Genomic DNA, 20475 nt, shown 5'->3' on the forward strand with positions numbered 1-20475 from the left:
TGTAACCGTCTGTTCATGGAAAAATGCCCACGATCCTTCCCAGGTCGAGGGTATGGGGGACGCAGATCAAGGAGATTGGATAGCCCTGGTGCTTTCTCCGAGCAAAGGCGCGGTGACAGGGCCATGTGTCAGGGTTCGTAGCCGCAATGCCTGCAAATGACGTGGTAATCCGGCATATGTCTCAGCAAGTCCTGCGTCTCCGGCGGCGGCGCGAGGCGATCATGCTGGGGTTGGGATGAGTGCTGGCCGCGCACGTGGCCGGTCATCCAGTCAATTTCGGGCAGGCGAAATTCCCAGTTAACTCGGTCGGCCGTCAATTCGAAGTAGTCGGCAATTCCGGCCAATTCCTTGGCGAAATCAGAGAATAGGTCTTCGTAGCGAAGCGGTCGTGCAGTGGGGTGCTGCACCAGCAAGTGTCGATACCCTGCCAGAAAATCTTCTGGCCGCAGCACGTTCTTCAACTCCCCGTGGGCCAGCAGGCTCGCATATTGAGAGGCTGGGTGCCGAATCAGCAACAGATCTCGCACGTTCCAACCTGGTAGGGCAGCGTCCAGCGAGGAGCACAAGGTCGGCTTCCAGATAAATGGTGTTCCGATGTAGTCCGCGTAGTTGTAGTCCCTGATGATCAGGTGATAAGCGTGCTCGGCACATTCGACTGCGAGTTGTTCAATGAATCGGCCAAATCGCTTCGGGTCACCCAGTTCAGTCAAATTTTCCGGGTACTGGCTCAATGCCAACTGGTGATAATGATCCCTGATCTGTTGGAGTGGATTGAGCCCAAAGCCGAACAGATTGGCTGAGGCGGGATTGGTCTCGCTCAGCAGCAGTACCCCGTCCATCGCTGCCAGCGCACGAGACAGGAAAGTGCCCCCGTTGCCACCAAGACCCCTGATCACTCGCAACATGGGGGGATTGGCAGTGGGCTGCATGGCATGCACTTTCTCGGATGGTTGAAGTCACCCCGAATGACAGGCCGCCAGTGCAATGCAGGGCCGCAAGGCGCTGAATTTTTGTCTTTCAGGTGAGAAAAGTCTACCTGCACCCGATTGTGTGTTTTGTTCTTAAACATTTGCTAACGTATTTTTACCTTTGAGGCACGTCAGCTCACTTTTGATTTGGGTTTGAATTCAGGCCCTTTCTAAGCGTCCAAGTCGATGCATCCCGCAAGCTCCAAGCCACCGGGGGCTTGGTAGGCGGCCAGGATCCAGGCCCGGTCGTTGGACTGATTGGCTTGATTAAGGTGGTTGCCCAGAAAGTCAATTGCGCTGCGGTCAAGGGCTGCAAAAGGGTCATCGAGGAGGCTGAGTCGAGCGCCGCTGGCCAGCACGGCGGCAAGGCCCACCTTGCGGCGTGTGCCGGTCGACAGCATGTACAGGGCTTTTCCGAGGTGGGGCTGCAGATCCAGGCCTTTGATCATGGCGTCCAGGCTGTTCTGGCTGAAGCTCGGGTGTTGTTGTTGGATGCGTTTAAAGCAGTCGGCGGGGCGAAGCGCATCGTGTGCGCTGCTGCGCAAGTCACACCAGGCCACTTCGGCGGTCCAGGGGGTGCTTGAAAGGAGCGGTGGCCCGAACAGGTTGATGTGGCCTGAGTCCGGACGAAGTTCGCCTGCCAACAGGCGCAGCAGACTGGTTTTACCGCGGCTTTCGTCGCCGCACAGGAGGGTCACTCCAGGCCAAATGTGGGCATTGAAATTGCGGAATACAGTGACGGCAGGCTGGCCCTTGTGGGCCGGGTAGTCAAAGCAGAGCTGCTCGATCTGCAGCACGGGCGTGGGTGTGAGGGCCATGGTGGGGCAGGGATGAAATGAGGGCACAAGGGCCGGGCCTGTAGGGGGATCGACCTCATCGATCCGTCCACCCGGCGCCTGCGCCTATGATCATCGCATCAACCGGCGTCCGTTCTGGGCGGCCGCCGGGTCATTTTCGGGGCGTTCCAGGGCTATCGCCACACCGGCCCGCCCTACCTGCCTGCCTTTCTGCCTTGCCTGTCTCCATGTCGTCTGCCGCCGCTGTCCGCATCCTGTCCGTCATCCCGCCGATGACGCAGCTCAACACGCCTTACCCTTCCACGGCCTACCTCACCGGCTTTTTGCGCGCCCAGGGGCTGGATGCGCGACAGGAGGATCTGGCGCTGGCGCTGGTGCTCAAGCTGTTCTCGGCTGCGGGGCTGCGCGAGGTCCGGGCCGTGATCGAGGCCGGCCCAGAGGCGCAACGCAGCGCTCGGGTCAATTTGTTTCTGGATCAATTCGACCGTTACCTGGCCACGCTGGAGCCCACCATCGGCTTTCTGCAAGGGCGTGATCTGAGTCTGGCGCACCGCATTGCCGGGCGCCAGTTCTTGCCCGAGGGCCCGCGTTTTGAATCCCTGGAGGTGTACCTGGCCGAGGAGGGCGAAGACCCGCTGGCCTGGGCCTTTGGCGCGCTGGGGCAGCAAGACCGCGCCCGCCATCTGGCCACGCTGTACCTGAACGATTTGGCCGACGTTCTGCGCGATGCGGTGGACCCGCGCTTCGAATTTGTGCGCTATGCCGAGTCACTGGCTGCCGCGCAACCCACGTTTGACCCGCTGGCCGAGGCTCTGGCGGCGCCGCGCAACCTGGTGGACGAGACCTTGTGCGAGCTGGCCCTGCAAGCCGTGGCGCGCCACGAACCCACGGTGGTGCTGGTGTCGGTGCCTTTCCCGGGGGCGGTTTACGGGGCTTTCCGGGTGGCGCAGGCCATCAAGGCGCGCCACCCGGGTCTGGTCACGGTGTTGGGCGGCGGGTTCGTCAACACCGAGCTGCGCGAGCTGGCCGAGCCCCGGGTGTTCGACTACTTTGATTACGTCACTCTGGACGCTGGCGAGAGCCCCTTGCTGGCTTTGCTGGAGCATCTGCAGGGGCGCCGTTCGCGTCAGCGCCTGGTGCGCACGTTTGTGCGCGATGCGGCCACAGGACAGGTGCAATGGCAGCACCTGGAGCAGCCTGAGGTGCCGTTTGAAAACGTGGGCACACCCACCTGGGACGGCCTGCCGATCCACCGCTACCTGTCGCTGCTGGACATGCTCAACCCGATGCATCGGCTGTGGAGCGATGGCCGCTGGAACAAGTTGACTGTGGCCCATGGCTGCTATTGGAAGAAGTGCAGTTTCTGCGATGTCAGCCTGGACTACATCTCGCGCTATGAGACGGCCAGCGCAGCCACCCTGGTGGACCGAATCGAGGCCATCGTGGCCGAGACCGGCCAGACTGGCTTTCATTTTGTGGACGAGGCGGCGCCGCCCAAGTCGCTCAAGGCACTCGCGCAAGAGTTGCAGCGCCGCGGCACCTCGATCTCGTGGTGGGGCAACATCCGTTTCGAAAAGTCCTTCACCCCCGAGCTGTGCCAGCAGCTGGCTGACAGCGGCTGCATTGCCATTTCCGGCGGCCTGGAGGTGGCCTCTGACCGTCTGCTCAAGCTGATGAAAAAAGGCGTGTCGGTGGAGCAGGTGGCCCGGGTGACGCGCAGCCTGACCGACTCAGGCATCCTGGTGCACGCCTACCTGATGTATGGCTTTCCGACCCAGACGGTGCAGGACACCGTGGATGCGCTGGAGTACGTGCGTCAGCTGTTCGAGAACGGCTGCATCCAGTCGGGCTTCTGGCACCGCTTCGTGTGCACGGTGCATTCGCCCGTGGGCCAGAACCCGCAGGACTACGGCATCAGCCTGGTACCGCTGCCACCGGGCCAGTTTGCCCGCAACGACATCGCGTTCCGCGACCCGACCGGGGTGGACCACGACGCCCTCGGCGAGGGTTTGCGCAAGGCCATTTACAACTACATGCATGGCATTGGGCTGGACCAGGATGTGCGCAATTGGTTTGACTTCCATGTACCCAAACCGACAGTCAAGCGGCAGACCATTGCCAAGGCCCTGGCCCAGACCCATTGGGACTGAGGGGCCGAATTTGCATGGGTAAGCAAGCTAATTTATCAAATTAAATTTGATTTATTCTGCGACAATGATTTTCAAATCATTTCAGCAGGCAAGTTTGCCTGTCCTTGCGCGGGGTGTTTGTTGCCATGTCGATCCTCCAGAATTGTCCGACCGTCTTGTCGATGGGAACGCTCACCGAGCAGACCCGTACCGTGGTGCAGCTTTATTTCGAGCAGGTGAAGGTCGGTGAGGCCGCCGAGGGCTTTGCGGACCTGCTGGCGCCTGAAATGGTCTGGGACATCCCGCACAATTCGCTGGTCATTCCCTGGAGTGGGCCCGCACAGCGGCGCGAGCAGGTGGCCGACTTCATCACCCAGCACCGTCGACGCGCCACGCCACAGCGCTTCACCGTGAAGCAGGTGCTGGCCGAGGGCTGCCACGCCATCGCCACCGGCGAGCTGGAGACCCGGCTCAATGCCAACAACGAGTTGATGCGGGTCGACTTTGCTTTTCACTTCACGGTACTGGCCGGGCAGATCACCCAGATCAAGGTGTACGAAAGCACTTACCCCGTGCCTGAGCTGGCCGCCGTGCCGCGGCGCATCCTGGGGCGTTCGGTCCATTAGCCCTTCTGGGGGTACTGACAAAACCGTTCATGGGGTGCACACCCGTAAAATGAAGGGTTATCCCCAAGAAGCCCCCCATGAACGCCCCCGTCGACGTTTCCTTTTTCGCGCGCGCCGCCAAACCGCTGAACAGCTACCGCAAGTTCTGGGCGGCCCGCTTCGGCACGGCGCCGTTCCTGCCGATGAGCCGTGCGGAAATGGACAAGCTGGGCTGGGACAGCTGCGACATCATCGTCGTCACCGGCGATGCCTATGTCGATCACCCGAGCTTTGGCATGTCGGTGATCGGTCGCATGCTGGAGGCTCAGGGCTTTCGCGTGGGCATCATTGCCCAGCCTGACTGGCAAAGTGCCGACCCCTTCCGGGTGCTGGGCAAGCCCAATCTGTTCTTCGGGGTGACCGCGGGCAACATGGATTCGATGATCAACCGCTACACGGCCGATCGAAAAATCCGTTCCGACGACGCCTACACCCCCGGCGACGTGGGCGGAAAGCGCCCCGACCGCGCCGCCATCGTGTACAGCCAGCGCTGCCGAGAGGCCTACAAGGATGTGCCCATCGTGCTCGGGGGCATCGAGGGCTCGCTGCGCCGCATCGCCCACTACGATTACTGGAGCGACAAGGTGCGCCGTTCCATCGTGGTCGATGCCAAGTGCGACCTGCTGCTGTACGGCAACGCCGAGCGGGCCATCGTCGAGGTGGCGCACCGACTGGCTGCCCGCGAGCCAATCGAAAAGATCACCGACGTGCGGGGCACCGCCTTCATCCGGCGCAGTGGCGACGAGTCGTCTGAGGGGTGGTTCGAGATCGACTCCACCCGCATCGACACGCCGGGCCGTGTCGAAGCCCACGTCAACCCTTATCTGATGATCTCGGACCAGGCGCGCGAACAGGGCGCCACCTGCGCCCGTGAAGACGAGGCCCAGGCTGTGGCCAGCGACGCTGAAGCCCGGGCCGGGAGCCCCGTGGCCACCACCAAGCCGCTGACCTTCGTGCCCAACCCGGCCCTGCAGGGCCGCGTCAAGGTGCCGCCGCGCGAGCGCAGTGTGATCCGCCTGCCCTCGTACGAGCAGGTCAAGAGCGACCCGGTGCTGTACGCCCACGCCAACCGGGTGCTGCACCTTGAGACCAACCCAGGCAACGCCCGCGCCCTGGTGCAAGCCCATGGCGAGGGCGTGACCGCGCGTGATGTGTGGATCAACCCGCCCCCCATCCCACTGACCACGGCCGAGATGGATCTGGTGTTCGACCTGCCCTATGCGCGCAGCCCGCACCCGGCCTATGCCGATGAAAACGGCAGCCATGACGGCACCACCAAGATCCCGGCCTGGGAGATGATCCGCTTCAGCGTGAACATCATGCGCGGCTGTTTTGGTGGCTGCACTTTCTGCTCAATCACCGAGCACGAGGGCCGGATCATCCAGAGCCGCTCCGAGGACTCGATCATTCGCGAGGTGGAGGAGATCCGCGACAAGGTCAAGGGCTTCACCGGCGTGATCTCCGATCTGGGCGGTCCCACCGCCAACATGTACCGCATTGGCTGCAAGACGCCCGAGATCGAGGCCGCCTGCCGCAAGCCCAGCTGTGTGTTTCCGGACATCTGTCAGAACCTCAACACCAGCCACGATCCGCTGATCAAGATCTACCGCCGCGCGCGGGCTCTGAAAGGCATCAAGAAGATCCTGATCGGCTCGGGCCTGCGCTACGACCTGGCGGTGAAGAGCCCCGAGTACGTGCGCGAGCTGGTGCAGCACCATGTGGGGGGCTACCTCAAGATCGCCCCCGAGCACACCGAGCAGGGCCCGCTGACCAAGATGATGAAGCCGGGCATTGGCAGCTATGACCGCTTCAAGCAGATGTTCGACAAGTTCTCTGAAGAAGTGGGCAAGAAGCAGTTCCTGATCCCTTACTTCATCGCCGCCCACCCGGGCACCAGCGACGAGGACATGATGAACTTGGCACTATGGCTCAAGCGCAACGGCTTTCGTGCTGACCAGGTGCAGACCTTCTACCCCAGCCCCATGGCCAGTGCCACGGCCATGTACCACAGCGGCCGCAACCCGCTGCGCAAGATCACGCCCGACAGCGAGTCGGTCGACATCGTGCGCGGTGAAAAGCGCCGTCGCCTGCACAAGGCCTTTTTGCGCTACCACGATCCCAACAATTGGCCGCTGTTGCGTGAGGCACTCAAGGCCATGGGCCGGGCCGACCTCATTGGTAACGGCAAGCAACACCTGATCCCGACCTTCCAGCCGCTGACAGACGGCAGCTACCAGAGTGCCCGCCGCAAAAACTCGACGCAGGCCCCGGCTCGGCCCACTGGCAAGGCCGTGCCTGCCGTCGGGGCACCCCGTGGCGCCCGCGGGCCAGCGCTGGGGCAGGGCGCCGCATCCGCCGCACCGGTGGCACCCGTCAAAGGCCGCATCCTGACCCAGCACACCGGCCTGCCGCCCCGCGCCGGCACAGGTGTCGGCAAACCCAAAGCCAGCCGCAAGGGGCCACGCTGAGGCGCTTGCGGCCTTGTATCAGTCCGCCGGAATTTGAAACCAGGGCGGCCGCCTGCGCCGCTACGCTGGCGCCTGCCTGTTGCCGGTAGTCCCGGGGTTGCGGCGCAGACGCTCCCTGGACGTCAGCTTTGCGACCGAGTTTGTCGGCCCTCTCGGCCGAGCCCTGCCGGCGCGAGCGAGGTGAGCTTTGACGTCGGTGATGACTTCCAAAAATGACCAGGGCAAACGCTCTGATGGCCGACGAGCGGCTTTGCTGGTGGTGGCTGCAGGCGTCTCGGCGGCCCTGCATGTGGCCAAGCTGGCGCCCGCCATTCCCTTGTTGCGTGCCGAATTGGGCTTGTCGCTGTTGCAGGCGGGCTTTTTGCTGTCGGCGGTGCAAATGGCTTCTATGTTGCTGGGCGCCTTGTTGGGCCTGTTTGCCGACCAATGGGGCTTGCGCCGTTGCCTTTTGATCGGCCTGGGGCTGCTGGTGGCTTCCAGCACCTTGGGCCCCGCCGTGCATGAAGCCGGCTTCATGCTGTTCCTTCGAGCGCTGGAGGGCGTTGGGTTCCTGCTCGTCTTCATGCCCTGTGCGGGCTTGATCCGCCAGTTGGTCAGTGCCCACGATCTGCCTTTCATGCTGGGTGTGTTCGGTATCTGCATGCCGCTGGCCACCGCCTTGGCTTTGTTGGGGGGGCCGCTGCTGCTGCCCCTGATGGGGTGGCCGCACTGGTGGTGGCTGATGGCCGCGGTGTCGGCGGCGATGGCTGTGGCCGCCCTGGTCTGGGTGCCCTCGGACGCCACCCGGGCGCGTTGGGCAGGGCCGGCCGCTGGATTGGGTGCCACCCCGCCAAAAGCAAGCCGGCCCGGGTTGATGCAGGGTTTGGGCGTGCTGCGGATGACCTTGTCCAGTGCGGGGCCGTGGCTGGTCGCGCTGACCTTTGCCTTCTATGCCTCGCAGTGGCAGGCCGTCATGGGGTTTTTGCCCTCGATCTATGCGTCTTCTGATCTGGGGGTGGGCTTGACGGCCATGCTCACGGCCTTGGCTGCGGCGGCCAACATTGTGGGCAATCTGGCCGCCGGGGCCCTGTTGCAGCGTGGCGTGCCTGCCGCCAGGGTGCTGACCTGGGGCTTTGCCAGCATGGCCGTGGGTGCCTGGCTTACCTTCGAGGCCTTCTGGCCCTTGCCTGCCGCACTGCGCTATGCGGCCTTGCTGGGCTTTTCGATGATGGGGGGGTTGATCCCAGGCAGCCTTTTTTCTTTGGCCGTGCGCCTGGCTCCGCGTGAGAACGCCATCTCGACCACCGTTGGCTGGATGACCCAATGCTCTGCCTTGGGGCAATTTGCCGGCCCACCGTTGGTGGGCTGGGTGGCCGGCCTGGCCGGAGGCTGGCAATGGACCTGGGCTGTCACGGGGGGCTGCTGCCTGGTGGGTTTGCTGCTGTCGCAACGCATCGCGCGCCGCCTGGCCTTGTCGTGAGCGCGCGGCAAAGTTGGGGTGACGCGCAGGCGGCCACCTCAAGTCGTGGCAACATTCCGGGCATGAACATTTTCATGTCTTCTCTTTCGCCTCGGTCGTCGACCGCTGCGGGTCTGGCCTGCCGTCGCTGGGCCCTGGTGGGCCTGTGCCTGTTGAGCGGTATGGCCTGGGCGGCGACCAAGCCCGCCCATCCCCACGCTGCCCCCAAGCCGGCTGAGGCCAAGGCGGCCAAGGCGCCAGCCAGTTGCCCGCCGCTGCCGGCACCTTTCTCTCCGGAACTGTTCAGCCAGGCCGCTGAACATGCTGCCGACCGTGGTTTTCTCTGGAAGATCACCAAGGGTGACCACAGCTCCTATCTGTACGGTACCTTCCATGCCGGCAAGGCCGATTGGATGGCCCCGGGCCCCAAGATCCAGCAGGCGCTGAGCGATACCGAGGTGACGGGCATCGAGATCAACCCACTGGACCCGGCCATCCAGCGTGAAATGGCCACCGTCATCCAAGGCGTGAAGCGCAACCTGCCGGCCGAGTTGCAGGCTCGCCTCAAGACCCGCTGGCTGGCGGAATGCCTGCCCGAGGCCGCCCTGGGCTCGGCCCCGCCCGAGATCCAGGCCCTCAGTCTGACCTTTTTGGCGGGCCGTCGCGATGGCCTGCAGCCCAGCTTTGGCACCGAGATCATGCTGGCCGTGCTGGCGCGCAGCACCGACCGTCCAGTGGTGTCGCTGGAGTCGGCCTCCGGCCAGTTGGCGGTGCTGCTGGGCAGCAACGATGCCGAGGCGGCCAACCTGGTCAACCGCACCCTGACCGAGATCGAACGTGGGCAGACCCGGCGCCTGCTGGCGCGTGTGGCCCAGATCTGGGAGCAGGGCGACCTGGATGCACTGGAGCACTACGCCGACTGGTGCGACTGCCTCAAGACGCCGCAGGACCGCAGCCAGATGAAGAAGCTGATGGATGACCGCAACCCGGCCCTGGCCGACCGCGTGGACGGCCTGCACAGCGACGGCAAGAAGGTGTTTGCCGCCGTGGGTTCCCTGCACATGGTGGGCCCGACCGGCCTGCCCAAGCTGCTGGAGCAGCGCGGCTACCAAGTGGAGCGCCTGCGCTGAGGCTGCCGGCCCCAACCCTGGTTGGCGTCCGTGATGGCATGGGGCATCTGATCAGGGATTGTCCTGTTGACGAGTGGTCAGTAATCACTGGTCCTGGGCAAAATTTTTAAGCCCGGCCTAGAATCCATGTCAGGTATCACCATGCGCCTGTCGCCGGGCCCGGGGTGAGTCCGCCACCTGGTGGCAGGGCGGCGGGCTGCGCCCGGCCCTGGAGGCAGCCGTGTTTGACGGAGGCCTGTTATGAACAAGTGGCTGCGCCTGATCCAGGATCGCCTGAGTGCGTTGTCGACGCCCCTGATGCTGCAATTGCCCTCCGGGGAGTGCCTGGGGCCTGCCGATGCGCCAGTGGCCCTGTGCTTGGAAGATTCACGCAGCTTGATCGACCTGGCGCTGGGCCGCATCGGCATGGTGGGCCAGGCGATTGTGGAGGGCCGCATCCGTGTGCAGGGCAGCATGCGCGAGGTGATGCGTGTGGCAGCCGACCTGCTGCGCCATAACCCGTCGGACGTCGCCTCGGCGGGCCTGTCTCGTCGCCTGATGCAGCATTGGCAGTCGGCTGCAGCCCACACGTTGAGTCGGGATCGGGCCCAGATCCAGTTCCACTATGACCTGTCGGATGCATTTTTTGCGCTGTGGCTGGACCCGCGGCGCGTCTACTCCTGCGCCTACTACCGCCGTGCCGACCTGAGTCTGGCCGAGGCGCAGGAAGCCAAGCTGGCGCTGATCTGTCGCAAGCTGCAACTGCGGCCGGGCGAGCGTTTCCTGGACATCGGTTGTGGCTGGGGCGGCTTGCTGTTGTGGGCGGCCCAGCAGCACGGCGTGCTGGCCACCGGCATCACGCTCTCGCGCCACCAGCAAGCCCATGTGCAGGCCCGCATCGACGCCCTGGGGCTGGGCTCGCGTGTGCGGGTGCTGCTGTGCGACTACCGCGAACTGCCGGCAGAGGAAACCTTTGACAAAGTGGCTTCTGTGGGCATGTTCGAGCATGTGGGACGAGCCCAATTGCCGGACTACTTTGTCCAAGTGGCCCGACGGGTGCGCCCGGGCGGCCTGGTCCTGAACCACGGCATCACGGCCGGGGGGACCGACAACCTGCAACTGGGGGCCGGCATGGGCGAGTTCATCGAAAAGTACATCTTTCCAGGGGGTGAACTGGTGCACGTCAGCACGGTTTTGCGAGATGCAGCCCGCGCTGGGCTTGAGATGGTGGACACCGAGAACCTGCGCCCCCATTACGCCAAAACCCTGTGGGCCTGGTCTGATGGCCTGGAGGCACGGCTGGACGAGGCGCGCGAGGTGCTGGGCGGCTCACTCGCGGGTGAGCAGGTCGAGCGCACCTTGCGCGCCTACCGGCTTTACCTGGCGGGCTCGGCGCTGGCTTTCGAACAGGGCTGGATCGCCCTGCACCAGGTGCTGGCCATCCGGCCCGCGCCGGGCTTGGCCGACGAGCCCCTGGTTGGGGCCCGTTCGAGCTACCCGTTCAACCGTGCCTACATGTACGAGGCCTGAGAACTCAGGCGCGCTCAGTCGGCCAGTGTGTACAGCGGCACGTCCTGTTCTACCGCCAGGCGTTCCAGTTGGTCGCGGGTCTGGCTGCCGACGAAGGCAGCGACAGCGCGGTGCACCTCGGGGGTCAACATGGCTTTCAAGTCAGCGGCGTCGATGCCGGCCGCGCGGCACAGCGATTGGGCAAAGTGGGGCTCGAGCGCCGCCAGCGCCACCCGACCATCAAGACAGCGGTAGACCCGGTAGCCGGCGTGGGCTCCCCCCACGGCCCCCTCAGGGCGGGTCAGGCCCCAATGATGGGGCAGGGCCAGCCAGGCGGCGGCCTGGCTCAAGGCCACTTCACGCCGACTGCCGATGCCGCTGTGCATCCGCTGGAGCAGGCATTGCAGCACGGCCTCGCTGGCCTGCAAGGCGCCGGCCATGTCGGCAAACAGGGTGGGGGGTAGCTCGAGGCTGGGCACCAGACCGGCCTCGGCCAGGTAGGTCAGGTCGTGGCCGGGCTCTTCGGCTCGCTCACCGGGCGCCCCCACGATCTCGACCAGCGACAGTCGAGGGTAGCGCGCCTGCAACTCGGGCCAAGCCAGGCCCAGCTTGCGCAGGGCCGAGGGGCGAAACGAGGTGATCAACACATCGGTGCTGGCCAGCTCGGCATGCAGCGTGGCCTGCCCTTCGGGGGTTTTGAGGTCGGCATGCAGGGTGCGCAGGCCCGCGTGCATGGTCTGGTAGGCCTCGAGGTTGTAGGCCCCCATGGGATCGGCGGGCACGCCGTGGCGAGGCGGGGGCTCGAGTTTGGTGCAGCTGGCCCCCATGTCGCGGCAACGCATCAGCGCGGCTGGGCCGGGCAGGTTCAAGGCCAGGCTGAGAATGCGCGTGCCTTGCAAGGTGTTGGTGTTTGTCTGGCTCATGGATGTGTGTCTCTCAAATGTCGGCCATCAATACCGCAGCTTGCCGGTGGCATCCACCACGCTCATTTCGACCCATTGGCTGCCGGTATTGCCTTTGCTGAAGTTCACCCTGAAGCCGCCGAAGTCCAGCTCGCCCGCGGCGTGCAGGGCGTCGGCCAGGGCTTCGGGGTGGTTGCCCTTGGCGCGCCGCAAGGCTTCGACCAGCACGCGTGCGCTCAGGTAGCCCTCCAGCTGGAAGGCGGTGTAGGGCTTGGCCTCAGGCGCATAGCGGGCCATCGTGGCCTGGAACTCGGCCTGCAGGGGCAGGCCGCGGCCATTGGGATTGGGAAAGGTTTGCGCGATGCCCACACCGCGGGAAGCCGCCTCGCCCGCCACCTTGACCAGCAAAGGGGCCGACAGGTAAGACAAGGCCATGATGGATCGCCCGTAGCCGGCCTCGCGCAGCTGCTTGACGGCATCGGCCATGAATTTTGGCGAACCGATCACGATCACGGACTGAGGCGCGGCGGCCTGGGTGGCTTGGGCGGCGATTTTCAGGCTGTCGTCGTTGTGTTGGGCCTGGCTGCCTTCGATGGTCTTGTAGCCAAAGCCTGGGGCCAGCTCTTTGATCGCCGCCAGGCCTTGCACGCCAATGGGCAGGTCTTGATGCAGCACGTGCACCGTGCTCACGCCCAGGGTGCGCCCATGCTCCAGCATGCGGGCGTACTGGTCGCGGTCGCTGGCCCGCACATGGAACAGCCGGGCATGGCCGGGCTTGCGCAGCACGTCGGCCCCGGGCACGGCGTTGACCACGATGACATTGGCGTTGTCCAGCAGGTTCTCACGCACCACCGCGCTCAGGGCCGCCGATCCGATGGGCGACAGCAAGGCCACGGGCTTGCGCTCCAGCGCCTGGGGCAGGGCCGCTTTGAAGCCGTCGGCGGTAAATCGGTCGTCCAGGGTGAACAGCGTGATCTTGCGGCCGTTGATGCCGCCGCCGCGGTTGATCTGCTCGAAGTAGGCCTTGGCGCCCGTGTTGATGTCGGGCGCATCGGGCGAGGGCAGGCCGGTGAAGGGGCCGATCTGGGCCACCACGATGTCGTCGGCGGCCTGGGCGGTGGTGAACAGGCTGCACGCCAGCCAAGCTGCCACAGGCAGCCAGCGGCGCGCAACCCGGCCTGCGGTGGGCAGGTCAAGGCGCATGTTGTTGTCTCCGAATTGCTATCGGAGTGAACTATACCGGCTGACTGTCAGATCCAGGCGCCGGTCGCTTTGAGCCCGCTTCAGTTCGAATGAACCATGGGCAGCCCCACGTAGTTTTCGGCCAGCGAGGTCGAGGCGGCCTCGGAGTGGATCAGGTAGTCGAGCTCGGCTTCCTGGATCTTCTGGCCAAACCCGCCGGTCTCGGGGAAACGGTGCATCAGCGAGGTGAACCACCAAGAGAAGCGCTCGGCCTTCCAGATGCGGCTCAGACAGCGGGCCGAGTAATGGTCGATGCCGGCGGCGCTGTGCTCGCGGTAGTGCTCGATCAGCGCGCCCGACAGGTAACCCACGTCGGAGGCGGCGAGGTTCAGGCCCTTGGCGCCGGTGGGGGGCACGATGTGCGCGGCGTCGCCCGCCAGGAACAGGCGGCCAAAGCGCATCGGCTCGGCCACAAAGCTGCGCAGCGGGGCGATGCTCATTTCCAGGGACGGGCCCGTCACCAGGCGTTCGCGGGCGGCCGGGTCCAGGCGGCGGGCCAACTCTTCCCAGAACAGGGCATCGGTCCAGTTCTCCACCTTGTCTTCGGAGGGCACCTGCAGGTAGTAGCGGCTGCGGGTGTGGCTGCGCATGCTGCACAGGGCAAAGCCGCGCGGTGTGTTGGCGTAGATCAGCTCGTCGGACACCGGGGGCACATCGGCCAGCACACCCAGCCAGCCGAAGGGGTAGACCTTCTCGTACTCATGGATCGCGCCGGCCGGCACGCTGGCCCGCGACACGCCGTGGTAACCGTCGCAGCCGGCAATGAAATCGCACTCGATCTCGTGCGTCACGCCGTCCTTCACATAGCGCACGTGCGGCTGGGTGCCATCGAAATCCTGCAGGCTGACCTGGCTGGCTTCGTACACGGTGCTCAGGCCGGCAGCAGCGCGGGCTTCCATCAGGTCGCGGGTGACCTCGGTCTGGCCATAGACCATCACCTGCTTGCCGCCGGTGAGCCTGTGCATGTCGATGCGGTGGCGCTCGCCCTTGAACAGCAACTCGATGCCGTGGTGGGGCAAGCCCTCGGCATGGGCACGCTGGGCCACGCCGGCCTGCTCCAGCAGGTCCATGGTGATCTGCTCCAGCACACCGGCACGGATGCGGCTGAGCACGTAGTCGCCGCTTTGGCGCTCAACGATGATGTTGTCAATGCCGGCCTTGTGCAGCAGTTGACCGAGCAGCAGGCCGGAGGGGCCGGCGCCGATGATGGCGACTTGGGTACGCATGAGGGTCTCCTTGGGGATCTCGGTGGTGGGTGATGGGTTGTCCGCAAGCGTAAAAGTCTGTGTCTGCCCCGGGTAGGGCTGGCGGCATGGCTTTGTGCGATCAATGAGCAGTTTGTGCGATGATCGCGCAACATTGATCTGAATCAACCTGCGGCCTCCGTGTGGCCGCCGTCCCCCCATGATTGCCAAGGCAGATTTCATCGAAGGCATGGCCAAAGGCATGGCCGTGCTGGAGAGCTTCGACACCGAGCGCCAGCGCCTGAACGCCACCTTGGCTGCCCAGCGCGCCGGCATCACCCGCGCCGCGGCGCGCCGCCACCTGCTGACCCTGGAGCACCTGGGTTATCTGGAAAGCGATGGCAGCTATTTTTGGCTGGCCCCCAAGGTGCTGCGCTTCTCAGGCAGCTACCTGGCCTCGGCCCGGCTGCCACGCGTGATGCAGCCCACGCTGAACCGCCTGGCCGCGCAGACCCAGCAGTCGTTCTCGGCCGTGGTGCTGGAGGGCGACGAGGTGGTCATCGTGGCGCGCAGCGGGGTGTATGGCTCGCCAACCCGCTTGCTGGCCTATGGCCTGCACCTGGGCGCGCGCCTGCCGGCCCATGCCACCTCCACCGGCCGGGTACTGCTGGCGGCGCTGGCGCCGGCTGATCTGAGTGCCTGGCTCAAAGACCGCACCCTGGCGCGCCTGACCCCCCAGACCACGGTGCAGCCCACGGCCTTGCGCAAGCTGTTGCGCCAGGTGCGCGAAGACGATTTCTGCCTCGCCGCCGAGGAGCACGAACTGGGCGTGCTGGCCCTGGCCGTGCCCTTGCGCAACATGCAAGGGCGCACCGTGGCCGCCCTGAACGTGGTGGCCTCACCCCAGGCGCATCCGCCCGAGACCCTGCATCAGACTTTGCTGCCGTTGTTGCAGGAGGCGGCGCGGGAGGTGAGGGCGCTGCTGTGATGAGACGCGATCGGGGTTGAGCTGAACCACCACGATGCGATCCAGTTTCGGGTGTGCCCAGCCCACCTCGGCATCATTCAGGGGTGAGAGAAAAGGGAAGCGCTGCTGCTAATTGGGGGTATTTTCGATCGTATTACCCCAATAAATCGATTGCTACCCCATTTCGGTGAACCATGCGGTGGCATGGTGTCGGTCGTTGAGGTCGGGCTCTTTGGCTTCATGCGTGCACATCAGCCGAGCCGACCTGAAGGTTCGGGCTTCAGTGACTCAAACCGGCTCGCTGACACGCCTTGGGAGGGTTTGGCCTCCAGGCGATCGCCCCAGGCCACTGCCTGGGCCTCGGTATCGAAGTCCTTCGACTCTGAGAAAATCAGGGCGCCGCCCTGCTTGACGCAACCCAGAGGCTACCGAATGAAATTAAATAAAAATCAACAACTGACAGAAGAATTGTCGCCCTGGCGGCTCAGCGTGGCCCCGATGATGGATTGGACCGACCGCCATTGCCGCTACCTGCACCGCCTGATCACCCGTCACACCTTGCTCTACACCGAGATGGTGACCACGGGGGCGCTGATCCATGGGGACGTGGCCCGGCATTTGCGCTACCACGCTGAAGAGCATCCGGTGGCGCTGCAATTGGGGGGCAGCGAGCCGGCGGATCTGGCGCACTGTGCACGTTTGGCCGAACAGTGGGGCTATGACGAGGTCAACCTGAACTGTGGTTGCCCCAGTGAGAGGGTGCAGCGTGGCGCTTTCGGGGCCTGCCTGATGGCTGAGGCGGATCTGGTGGCGGATGGCGTGAAGGCCATGCTGGATGGGGTGCAGCGTGTGCCGGTCACGGTGAAGCATCGCATCGGCATCGACCGCATCGAGAGCTATGAGTTCGTGCGCGATTTCGTGGGCAAGGTCAGTGAGGCCGGTTGCAAGGTGTTCATCGTGCATGCGCGCAATGCCTGGTTGAAAGGCTTGAGCCCCAAGGAAAATCGCGAGATTCCGCCGCTTCGCTATGAGATGGTTTACCGGCTGAAGCAAGAGTTCCCGGGGCTGACGATTGCCGTCAATGGCGGCATCACACTCAATGACCAGGTGCAGGCTCACCTGGAGCAGGTGGATGGCGTGATGGTGGGTCGTGAGGCTTATCACAACCCCTGGGTGATGGCCGATTGGGACCACCGCTTCTGGGGCGCCGAGCCCAGCGGCCAGACGCGCGAAGACGTGGAGCGCCTGATGTGCGACCACATGGCGCGCGAGCAGGCCGAGCACGGTACACCCTGGCACACCATGGCGCGGCACATGCTGGGCCTGCGCAATGGCCTGCCTGGGGCACGACGCTGGCGCCAGGTCTGGAGCGACCACCGCCTGCGCGCCCACACGCCCCACGAGGTGATGGCGTTGGCCCATGCGGGCGCAGCGGTGGCTAGCCCTGCCTAAGGTAAGGGCTGGGGGGCGGGTGGGCCGCACTGGGTTCAGGCGGGCAATGGCTGCCTGCTGTGGGCTCAGGCGGGTTGGTTCACCGCGGCAGCGGCTGCGGCCAGCACCTCGTTGGCGCGTGCCTGCAGGGCGGCGTCGCCGTGCACCAGCAGCACAAACGCATCGGCCTTGATGGCGGTCTCGTAGCGCACCACCTCATCGCTGCGCACGCCCAGCTGCACCAGGGAGGCCCCCAATGCCGACAGGCCGCCCACCACCACCGCCCCTTCCAGGGCTGCGATCACGCTGCTGACCAGAGGGCCGGCCACGGCCACCACGCCGACGCCTGGGAACAGGATCATGGCCGGGGCGGCCAGCAGCCCGAACAGGGCACCCCAGAAGGCGCCGGTGCCGCCCCAGGATTTGATGCGATCGCCCATTGTGTAGAAGCCCACTGGGTGCTCTTCGCTGTGGTAACCCTTGCCGATCAAGGACATGGTCTTGAGGTCGATGCCGGCCTGGCCCAGGTTGCGCACGGCGATCTCGGCGGCCTCGCGGGTCTTGAATATGTGGGCCTGAGTGAGGGATGCGTTGCTGTTGTTGTTGAACATGATGGCTCCTGCGATGGTGGCCAGCCCCCTGTGGGCTGGTCTGTCAGGAGTATTTGCAGGTGTCCGACCAGCCCATGTTTGCAGATGTAATGCGCCTGGGCGCATCGGCAGGGTCGGTCAGGCCGCGGCTTCGAGCCCGTTGGCGAAGTGGGCGCGCATGCGCTGGGCGGCGGCGTGGCCGTCTCGGGCCGTGATGGCTTCGGTGATTTCGCGGTGCTCCTGCAGCGATTCGGCGATGCGGCCGCGCTTGAGCAGTGAGTTGTGGCGGTTCAGTTTCATGACCTTGCGCAGGTCGGTCACCATTTGCAGGCGCCAGCGGTTGTCGGCCATCTCCAGGATGCGCAGGTGGATGCGCTCATTGAGCTGGAAGAAGCGTTCGCGGTCGTCCACGGCCTTTTCGAGTTCGTCATGCAGGGCCTGGATTTCTTGCAGCTGGGCGGCTGTGGCGTGGTCGGCCACCTCACCGGCGGCATCGCTTTCGAGCAGGCTCAGCAGGTGGTAGACATCGCGCAGGTCTTTTTCATTGACCTCGGTCACATAGGCGCCACGGCGCACCTTCATCGTCACCAGGCCTTCGGCGGCCAGCACCTTGATGGCTTCGCGCAGCGGCGTGCGGCTGATGCCGAACTCTTGTGCGATTTTCAGCTCGTCGATCCAGCTGCCAGGTTCGAGCTCGCGCTGGAAGATGCGCTGGCGAAGGAGTTCGGCCACTTCTTCGTACAGGGCTTTGGGCGTGAGGGTGAGGGCGGACATGGCGCGGATTGTAAGGTGTGTGGAATATTTTGAATCAATAATTATGAATGATGTAAACTGCTGGATTAAGCAGGGATACCCTGAGCCAACACCCCAAGCCCCGTCGGAGAAGCTTTCGTCATGAGTGATTCACAGTCTGCCAAGCCGTCCAACCCTGAATTTGCCCCCAGCTCGCTGGAAGCCTGGGCCAAGGCTGCCGCCAAGTCGGCCCCCGGTGGTGACGTGAACGCCTTGAACTGGCTGACGCCCGACGGCATCAGCGTGAAGCCGCTGTACACCGCAGCCGACACGGCCAACCTGCCGTACGCCAACACCTTGCCGGGTTTTGAGCCCTTTCTGCGCGGCCCGCAAGCCACCATGTACGCAGTGCGCCCCTGGACGATTCGCCAATACGCCGGTTTTTCGACGGCCGAAGAGTCCAATGCCTTCTACCGCAAGGCCTTGGCCGCCGGCGGCCAGGGCGTGTCGGTGGCCTTTGACCTGGCCACTCACCGTGGCTACGACAGCGATCACCCCCGCGTGACCGGCGATGTGGGCAAGGCCGGTGTGGCCATCGACTCAGTCGAGGACATGAAGATCTTGTTCGACCAGATCCCGCTCGACAAGGTGTCGGTCTCCATGACCATGAACGGCGCTGTGTTGCCCGTCCTGGCCGGCTATGTGGTGGCGGCCGAAGAGCAGGGCGTGAGCCAGGACAAGCTGTCCGGAACCATTCAGAACGACATTCTGAAAGAGTTCATGGTGCGCAACACCTACATCTACCCGCCCCAGCCGTCGATGAAGATCATCGGCGACATCATCGAGTACACGGCCAAGAACATGCCGAAGTTCAACTCGATCAGCATCTCGGGCTACCACATGCAAGAGGCGGGCGCCAACCAGGCGCTGGAGTTGGCCTTTACCCTGGCCGACGGCAAGGAATACGTGAAGACCGCCATCGCCAAGGGCATGGATGTGGACGGGTTTGCCGGCCGCCTGAGCTTCTTCTGGGCCATCGGCATGAACTTCTACCTGGAAGTCGCCAAGATGCGTGCGGCGCGCCTGTTGTGGTGCCGCATCATGAAGGGCTTTGATGCCAAGAACCCCAAGAGCCTGATGCTGCGCACCCACTGCCAGACCTCGGGCTGGTCGCTGACCGAGCAAGACCCCTACAACAACGTGGTGCGCACCACCATCGAGGCCATGGCAGCGGTGTTTGGCGGCACGCAAAGCCTGCACACCAACAGCTTTGACGAAGCGATTGCGCTGCCCACCGAGTTCAGTGCCCGCATTGCGCGCAACACCCAGCTGATCATCCAGGAGGAGACCCACATCACCAATGTGATCGATCCCTGGGCTGGCAGTTACATGATGGAGAAGCTGACCCAGGACATGGCCGATGCCGCCTGGAAGATCATCGAAGAGGTCGAGGCCATGGGCGGCATGACCAAGGCGGTGGACAGCGGTTGGGCCAAGCTCAAGATCGAAGCGGCGGCTGCCGAGAAGCAGGCGCGCATCGATTCGGGCAAAGACGTGATCGTGGGCGTCAACAAGTACAAGCTCAAGAGCGAAGACGCCATCGACATCCTGGAGGTGGACAACGTCAAGGTGCGCGACGGGCAGATTGAGCGCCTCAAGAAGATCCGGGCCACCCGCGACAGTGCCGCAGTGCAGGCCGCGCTGGCCGCCTTGACGACTGCAGCCGAGAGCGGCCAGGGCAATCTGCTGGACCTGACCATCCAGGCTATTCGATTGCGAGCCACGGTGGGCGAGGTGTCGGATGCCCTCGAGAAGATCTTTGGCCGCCACCGTGCCGACACCCAGAAGGTGACCGGTGTGTATGCCGCCGCCTACGACTCGGCCGAAGGCTGGGACAAGCTCAAGACCGAGATCAGTGCCTTTGCGGATGAGCAGGGCCGCCGCCCGCGCGTGATGATCGCCAAGCTGGGCCAGGACGGGCACGACCGCGGTGCCAAGGTGGTGGCCACGGCCTTTGCCGACCTGGGCTTTGACGTGGACATGGGACCGCTGTTCCAGACCCCCGAGGAGTGCGCCCGCCAGGCCATCGAGAACGACGTGCACGCCGTGGGCGTGTCCACCCTGGCCGCAGGCCACAAGACCCTGGTGCCGGCCATCATCCAATCGCTCAAGGACCAGGGCGCGGACGACATCATCGTGTTCGTGGGCGGGGTGATTCCGCGCCAGGATTACGACTTCCTGTACGAGGCCGGCGTCAAGGGCGTGTACGGCCCGGGCACGCCCATCCCGGCCAGCGCCAAGGACGTGCTGGAACAGATCCGCAAGGCACAGCAGGGCTGAAACG

16 protein-coding genes are annotated in these 20475 nt (G+C 64.6%); 9 read left to right on the forward strand and 7 right to left on the reverse strand.

Annotated features, from left to right (window positions below; genetic code table 11):
* Window positions 1–128 precede the first annotated feature (128 nt).
* Complete coding sequence (locus AC07PT_RS16515) at window positions 129–929, reverse strand: hypothetical protein (protein ID WP_494657373.1); 801 nt, start codon at window positions 927–929, stop codon at window positions 129–131.
* Window positions 930–1138: 209 nt separating this feature from the next.
* The gene (locus AC07PT_RS16520; RefSeq protein ID WP_494657374.1) at window positions 1139–1786 is read right to left on the reverse strand and encodes an ABC transporter ATP-binding protein; all 648 of its coding nucleotides are present in this window, start codon (window positions 1784–1786) and stop codon (window positions 1139–1141) included.
* A gap of 206 nt (window positions 1787–1992) precedes the next feature.
* On the opposite strand from AC07PT_RS16520, the gene AC07PT_RS16525 reads away from it, so the two are divergent.
* The 6 genes from AC07PT_RS16525 to AC07PT_RS16550 all read left to right on the forward strand — a co-directional run bounded on the left by AC07PT_RS16525 (window position 1993) and on the right by AC07PT_RS16550 (window position 11104).
* Window positions 1993–3915, forward strand: a complete 1923-nt coding sequence (locus tag AC07PT_RS16525) for a B12-binding domain-containing radical SAM protein (protein ID WP_494657375.1) — start codon at window positions 1993–1995, stop codon at window positions 3913–3915.
* 125 nt (window positions 3916–4040) lie between these two features.
* Entirely contained in the window at window positions 4041–4520 is a 480-nt protein-coding gene (locus AC07PT_RS16530) for a nuclear transport factor 2 family protein (RefSeq protein ID WP_494657376.1), read from the forward strand.
* Window positions 4521–4597: 77 nt separating this feature from the next.
* A complete protein-coding gene (locus AC07PT_RS16535) occupies window positions 4598–7027 on the forward strand; it encodes a YgiQ family radical SAM protein (protein WP_494657377.1) in 2430 nt (809 codons plus the stop codon).
* Between the two features lie 199 nt (window positions 7028–7226).
* Complete coding sequence (locus tag AC07PT_RS16540; protein ID WP_494657378.1) at window positions 7227–8486, forward strand: MFS transporter; 1260 nt, start codon at window positions 7227–7229, stop codon at window positions 8484–8486.
* A 74-nt stretch (window positions 8487–8560) separates the two neighbouring features.
* The gene (locus AC07PT_RS16545; protein ID WP_494657379.1) at window positions 8561–9595 is read left to right on the forward strand and encodes a TraB/GumN family protein; all 1035 of its coding nucleotides are present in this window, start codon (window positions 8561–8563) and stop codon (window positions 9593–9595) included.
* 240 nt (window positions 9596–9835) lie between these two features.
* A complete protein-coding gene (locus tag AC07PT_RS16550; RefSeq protein WP_494657380.1) occupies window positions 9836–11104 on the forward strand; it encodes a class I SAM-dependent methyltransferase in 1269 nt (422 codons plus the stop codon).
* A gap of 14 nt (window positions 11105–11118) precedes the next feature.
* Here the strand turns inward: AC07PT_RS16550 and AC07PT_RS16555 are convergent, their stop codons facing one another.
* From AC07PT_RS16555 to pobA, 3 genes are all read right to left on the reverse strand, one after another.
* On the reverse strand, window positions 11119–12006 hold the full coding sequence (locus AC07PT_RS16555; RefSeq protein ID WP_494657381.1) for a CoA transferase: 888 nt from the start codon (window positions 12004–12006) through the stop codon (window positions 11119–11121).
* Window positions 12007–12033: 27 nt separating this feature from the next.
* Complete coding sequence (locus AC07PT_RS16560) at window positions 12034–13188, reverse strand: ABC transporter substrate-binding protein (protein ID WP_494657382.1); 1155 nt, start codon at window positions 13186–13188, stop codon at window positions 12034–12036.
* 80 nt (window positions 13189–13268) lie between these two features.
* Entirely contained in the window at window positions 13269–14453 is a 1185-nt protein-coding gene (pobA, locus tag AC07PT_RS16565) for a 4-hydroxybenzoate 3-monooxygenase (protein ID WP_494657383.1), read from the reverse strand.
* Between the two features lie 178 nt (window positions 14454–14631).
* On the opposite strand from pobA, the gene AC07PT_RS16570 reads away from it, so the two are divergent.
* A complete protein-coding gene (locus tag AC07PT_RS16570; RefSeq protein WP_494657384.1) occupies window positions 14632–15399 on the forward strand; it encodes an IclR family transcriptional regulator domain-containing protein in 768 nt (255 codons plus the stop codon).
* Window positions 15400–15810: 411 nt separating this feature from the next.
* Window positions 15811–16830 carry a tRNA dihydrouridine(20/20a) synthase DusA gene (gene dusA, locus AC07PT_RS16575; RefSeq protein ID WP_494657385.1) on the forward strand — a complete coding sequence of 340 codons (1020 nt, stop codon included), beginning with the start codon at window positions 15811–15813 and terminating at the stop codon, window positions 16828–16830.
* Between the two features lie 65 nt (window positions 16831–16895).
* On the opposite strand, the gene AC07PT_RS16580 is transcribed toward dusA, so the two are convergent.
* Together AC07PT_RS16580 and AC07PT_RS16585 are read right to left on the reverse strand one after the other, a co-directional pair.
* On the reverse strand, window positions 16896–17420 hold the full coding sequence (locus AC07PT_RS16580; RefSeq protein ID WP_494657386.1) for a DUF1269 domain-containing protein: 525 nt from the start codon (window positions 17418–17420) through the stop codon (window positions 16896–16898).
* Window positions 17421–17537: 117 nt separating this feature from the next.
* Complete coding sequence (locus tag AC07PT_RS16585) at window positions 17538–18173, reverse strand: GntR family transcriptional regulator (protein WP_494657387.1); 636 nt, start codon at window positions 18171–18173, stop codon at window positions 17538–17540.
* A gap of 120 nt (window positions 18174–18293) precedes the next feature.
* On the opposite strand from AC07PT_RS16585, the gene scpA reads away from it, so the two are divergent.
* Window positions 18294–20471, forward strand: a complete 2178-nt coding sequence (gene scpA, locus AC07PT_RS16590) for a methylmalonyl-CoA mutase (protein ID WP_492346494.1) — start codon at window positions 18294–18296, stop codon at window positions 20469–20471.
* Window positions 20472–20475: the final 4 nt, after the last annotated feature.

Source organism: Curvibacter sp. GW821-FHT09D12, assembly GCF_059416245.1.

What these genes read in the sequence shown, in the direction of transcription:
- AC07PT_RS16515 (WP_494657373.1), bottom strand. Translation starts at nt 929, where the DNA reads ATGCAGCCCACTGCCAATCCCCCCATGTTGCGAGTGATCAGGGGTCTT.
- AC07PT_RS16520 (WP_494657374.1), bottom strand. Translation starts at nt 1,786, where the DNA reads ATGGCCCTCACACCCACGCCCGTGCTGCAGATCGAGCAGCTCTGCTTT.
- AC07PT_RS16525 (WP_494657375.1), top strand. Translation starts at nt 1,993, where the DNA reads ATGTCGTCTGCCGCCGCTGTCCGCATCCTGTCCGTCATCCCGCCGATG.
- AC07PT_RS16530 (WP_494657376.1), top strand. Translation starts at nt 4,041, where the DNA reads ATGTCGATCCTCCAGAATTGTCCGACCGTCTTGTCGATGGGAACGCTC.
- AC07PT_RS16535 (WP_494657377.1), top strand. Translation starts at nt 4,598, where the DNA reads ATGAACGCCCCCGTCGACGTTTCCTTTTTCGCGCGCGCCGCCAAACCG.
- AC07PT_RS16540 (WP_494657378.1), top strand. Translation starts at nt 7,227, where the DNA reads ATGACTTCCAAAAATGACCAGGGCAAACGCTCTGATGGCCGACGAGCG.
- AC07PT_RS16545 (WP_494657379.1), top strand. Translation starts at nt 8,561, where the DNA reads ATGTCTTCTCTTTCGCCTCGGTCGTCGACCGCTGCGGGTCTGGCCTGC.
- AC07PT_RS16550 (WP_494657380.1), top strand. Translation starts at nt 9,836, where the DNA reads ATGAACAAGTGGCTGCGCCTGATCCAGGATCGCCTGAGTGCGTTGTCG.
- AC07PT_RS16555 (WP_494657381.1), bottom strand. Translation starts at nt 12,006, where the DNA reads ATGAGCCAGACAAACACCAACACCTTGCAAGGCACGCGCATTCTCAGC.
- AC07PT_RS16560 (WP_494657382.1), bottom strand. Translation starts at nt 13,188, where the DNA reads ATGCGCCTTGACCTGCCCACCGCAGGCCGGGTTGCGCGCCGCTGGCTG.
- pobA (WP_494657383.1), bottom strand. Translation starts at nt 14,453, where the DNA reads ATGCGTACCCAAGTCGCCATCATCGGCGCCGGCCCCTCCGGCCTGCTG.
- AC07PT_RS16570 (WP_494657384.1), top strand. Translation starts at nt 14,632, where the DNA reads ATGATTGCCAAGGCAGATTTCATCGAAGGCATGGCCAAAGGCATGGCC.
- dusA (WP_494657385.1), top strand. Translation starts at nt 15,811, where the DNA reads ATGAAATTAAATAAAAATCAACAACTGACAGAAGAATTGTCGCCCTGG.
- AC07PT_RS16580 (WP_494657386.1), bottom strand. Translation starts at nt 17,420, where the DNA reads ATGTTCAACAACAACAGCAACGCATCCCTCACTCAGGCCCACATATTC.
- AC07PT_RS16585 (WP_494657387.1), bottom strand. Translation starts at nt 18,173, where the DNA reads ATGTCCGCCCTCACCCTCACGCCCAAAGCCCTGTACGAAGAAGTGGCC.
- scpA (WP_492346494.1), top strand. Translation starts at nt 18,294, where the DNA reads ATGAGTGATTCACAGTCTGCCAAGCCGTCCAACCCTGAATTTGCCCCC.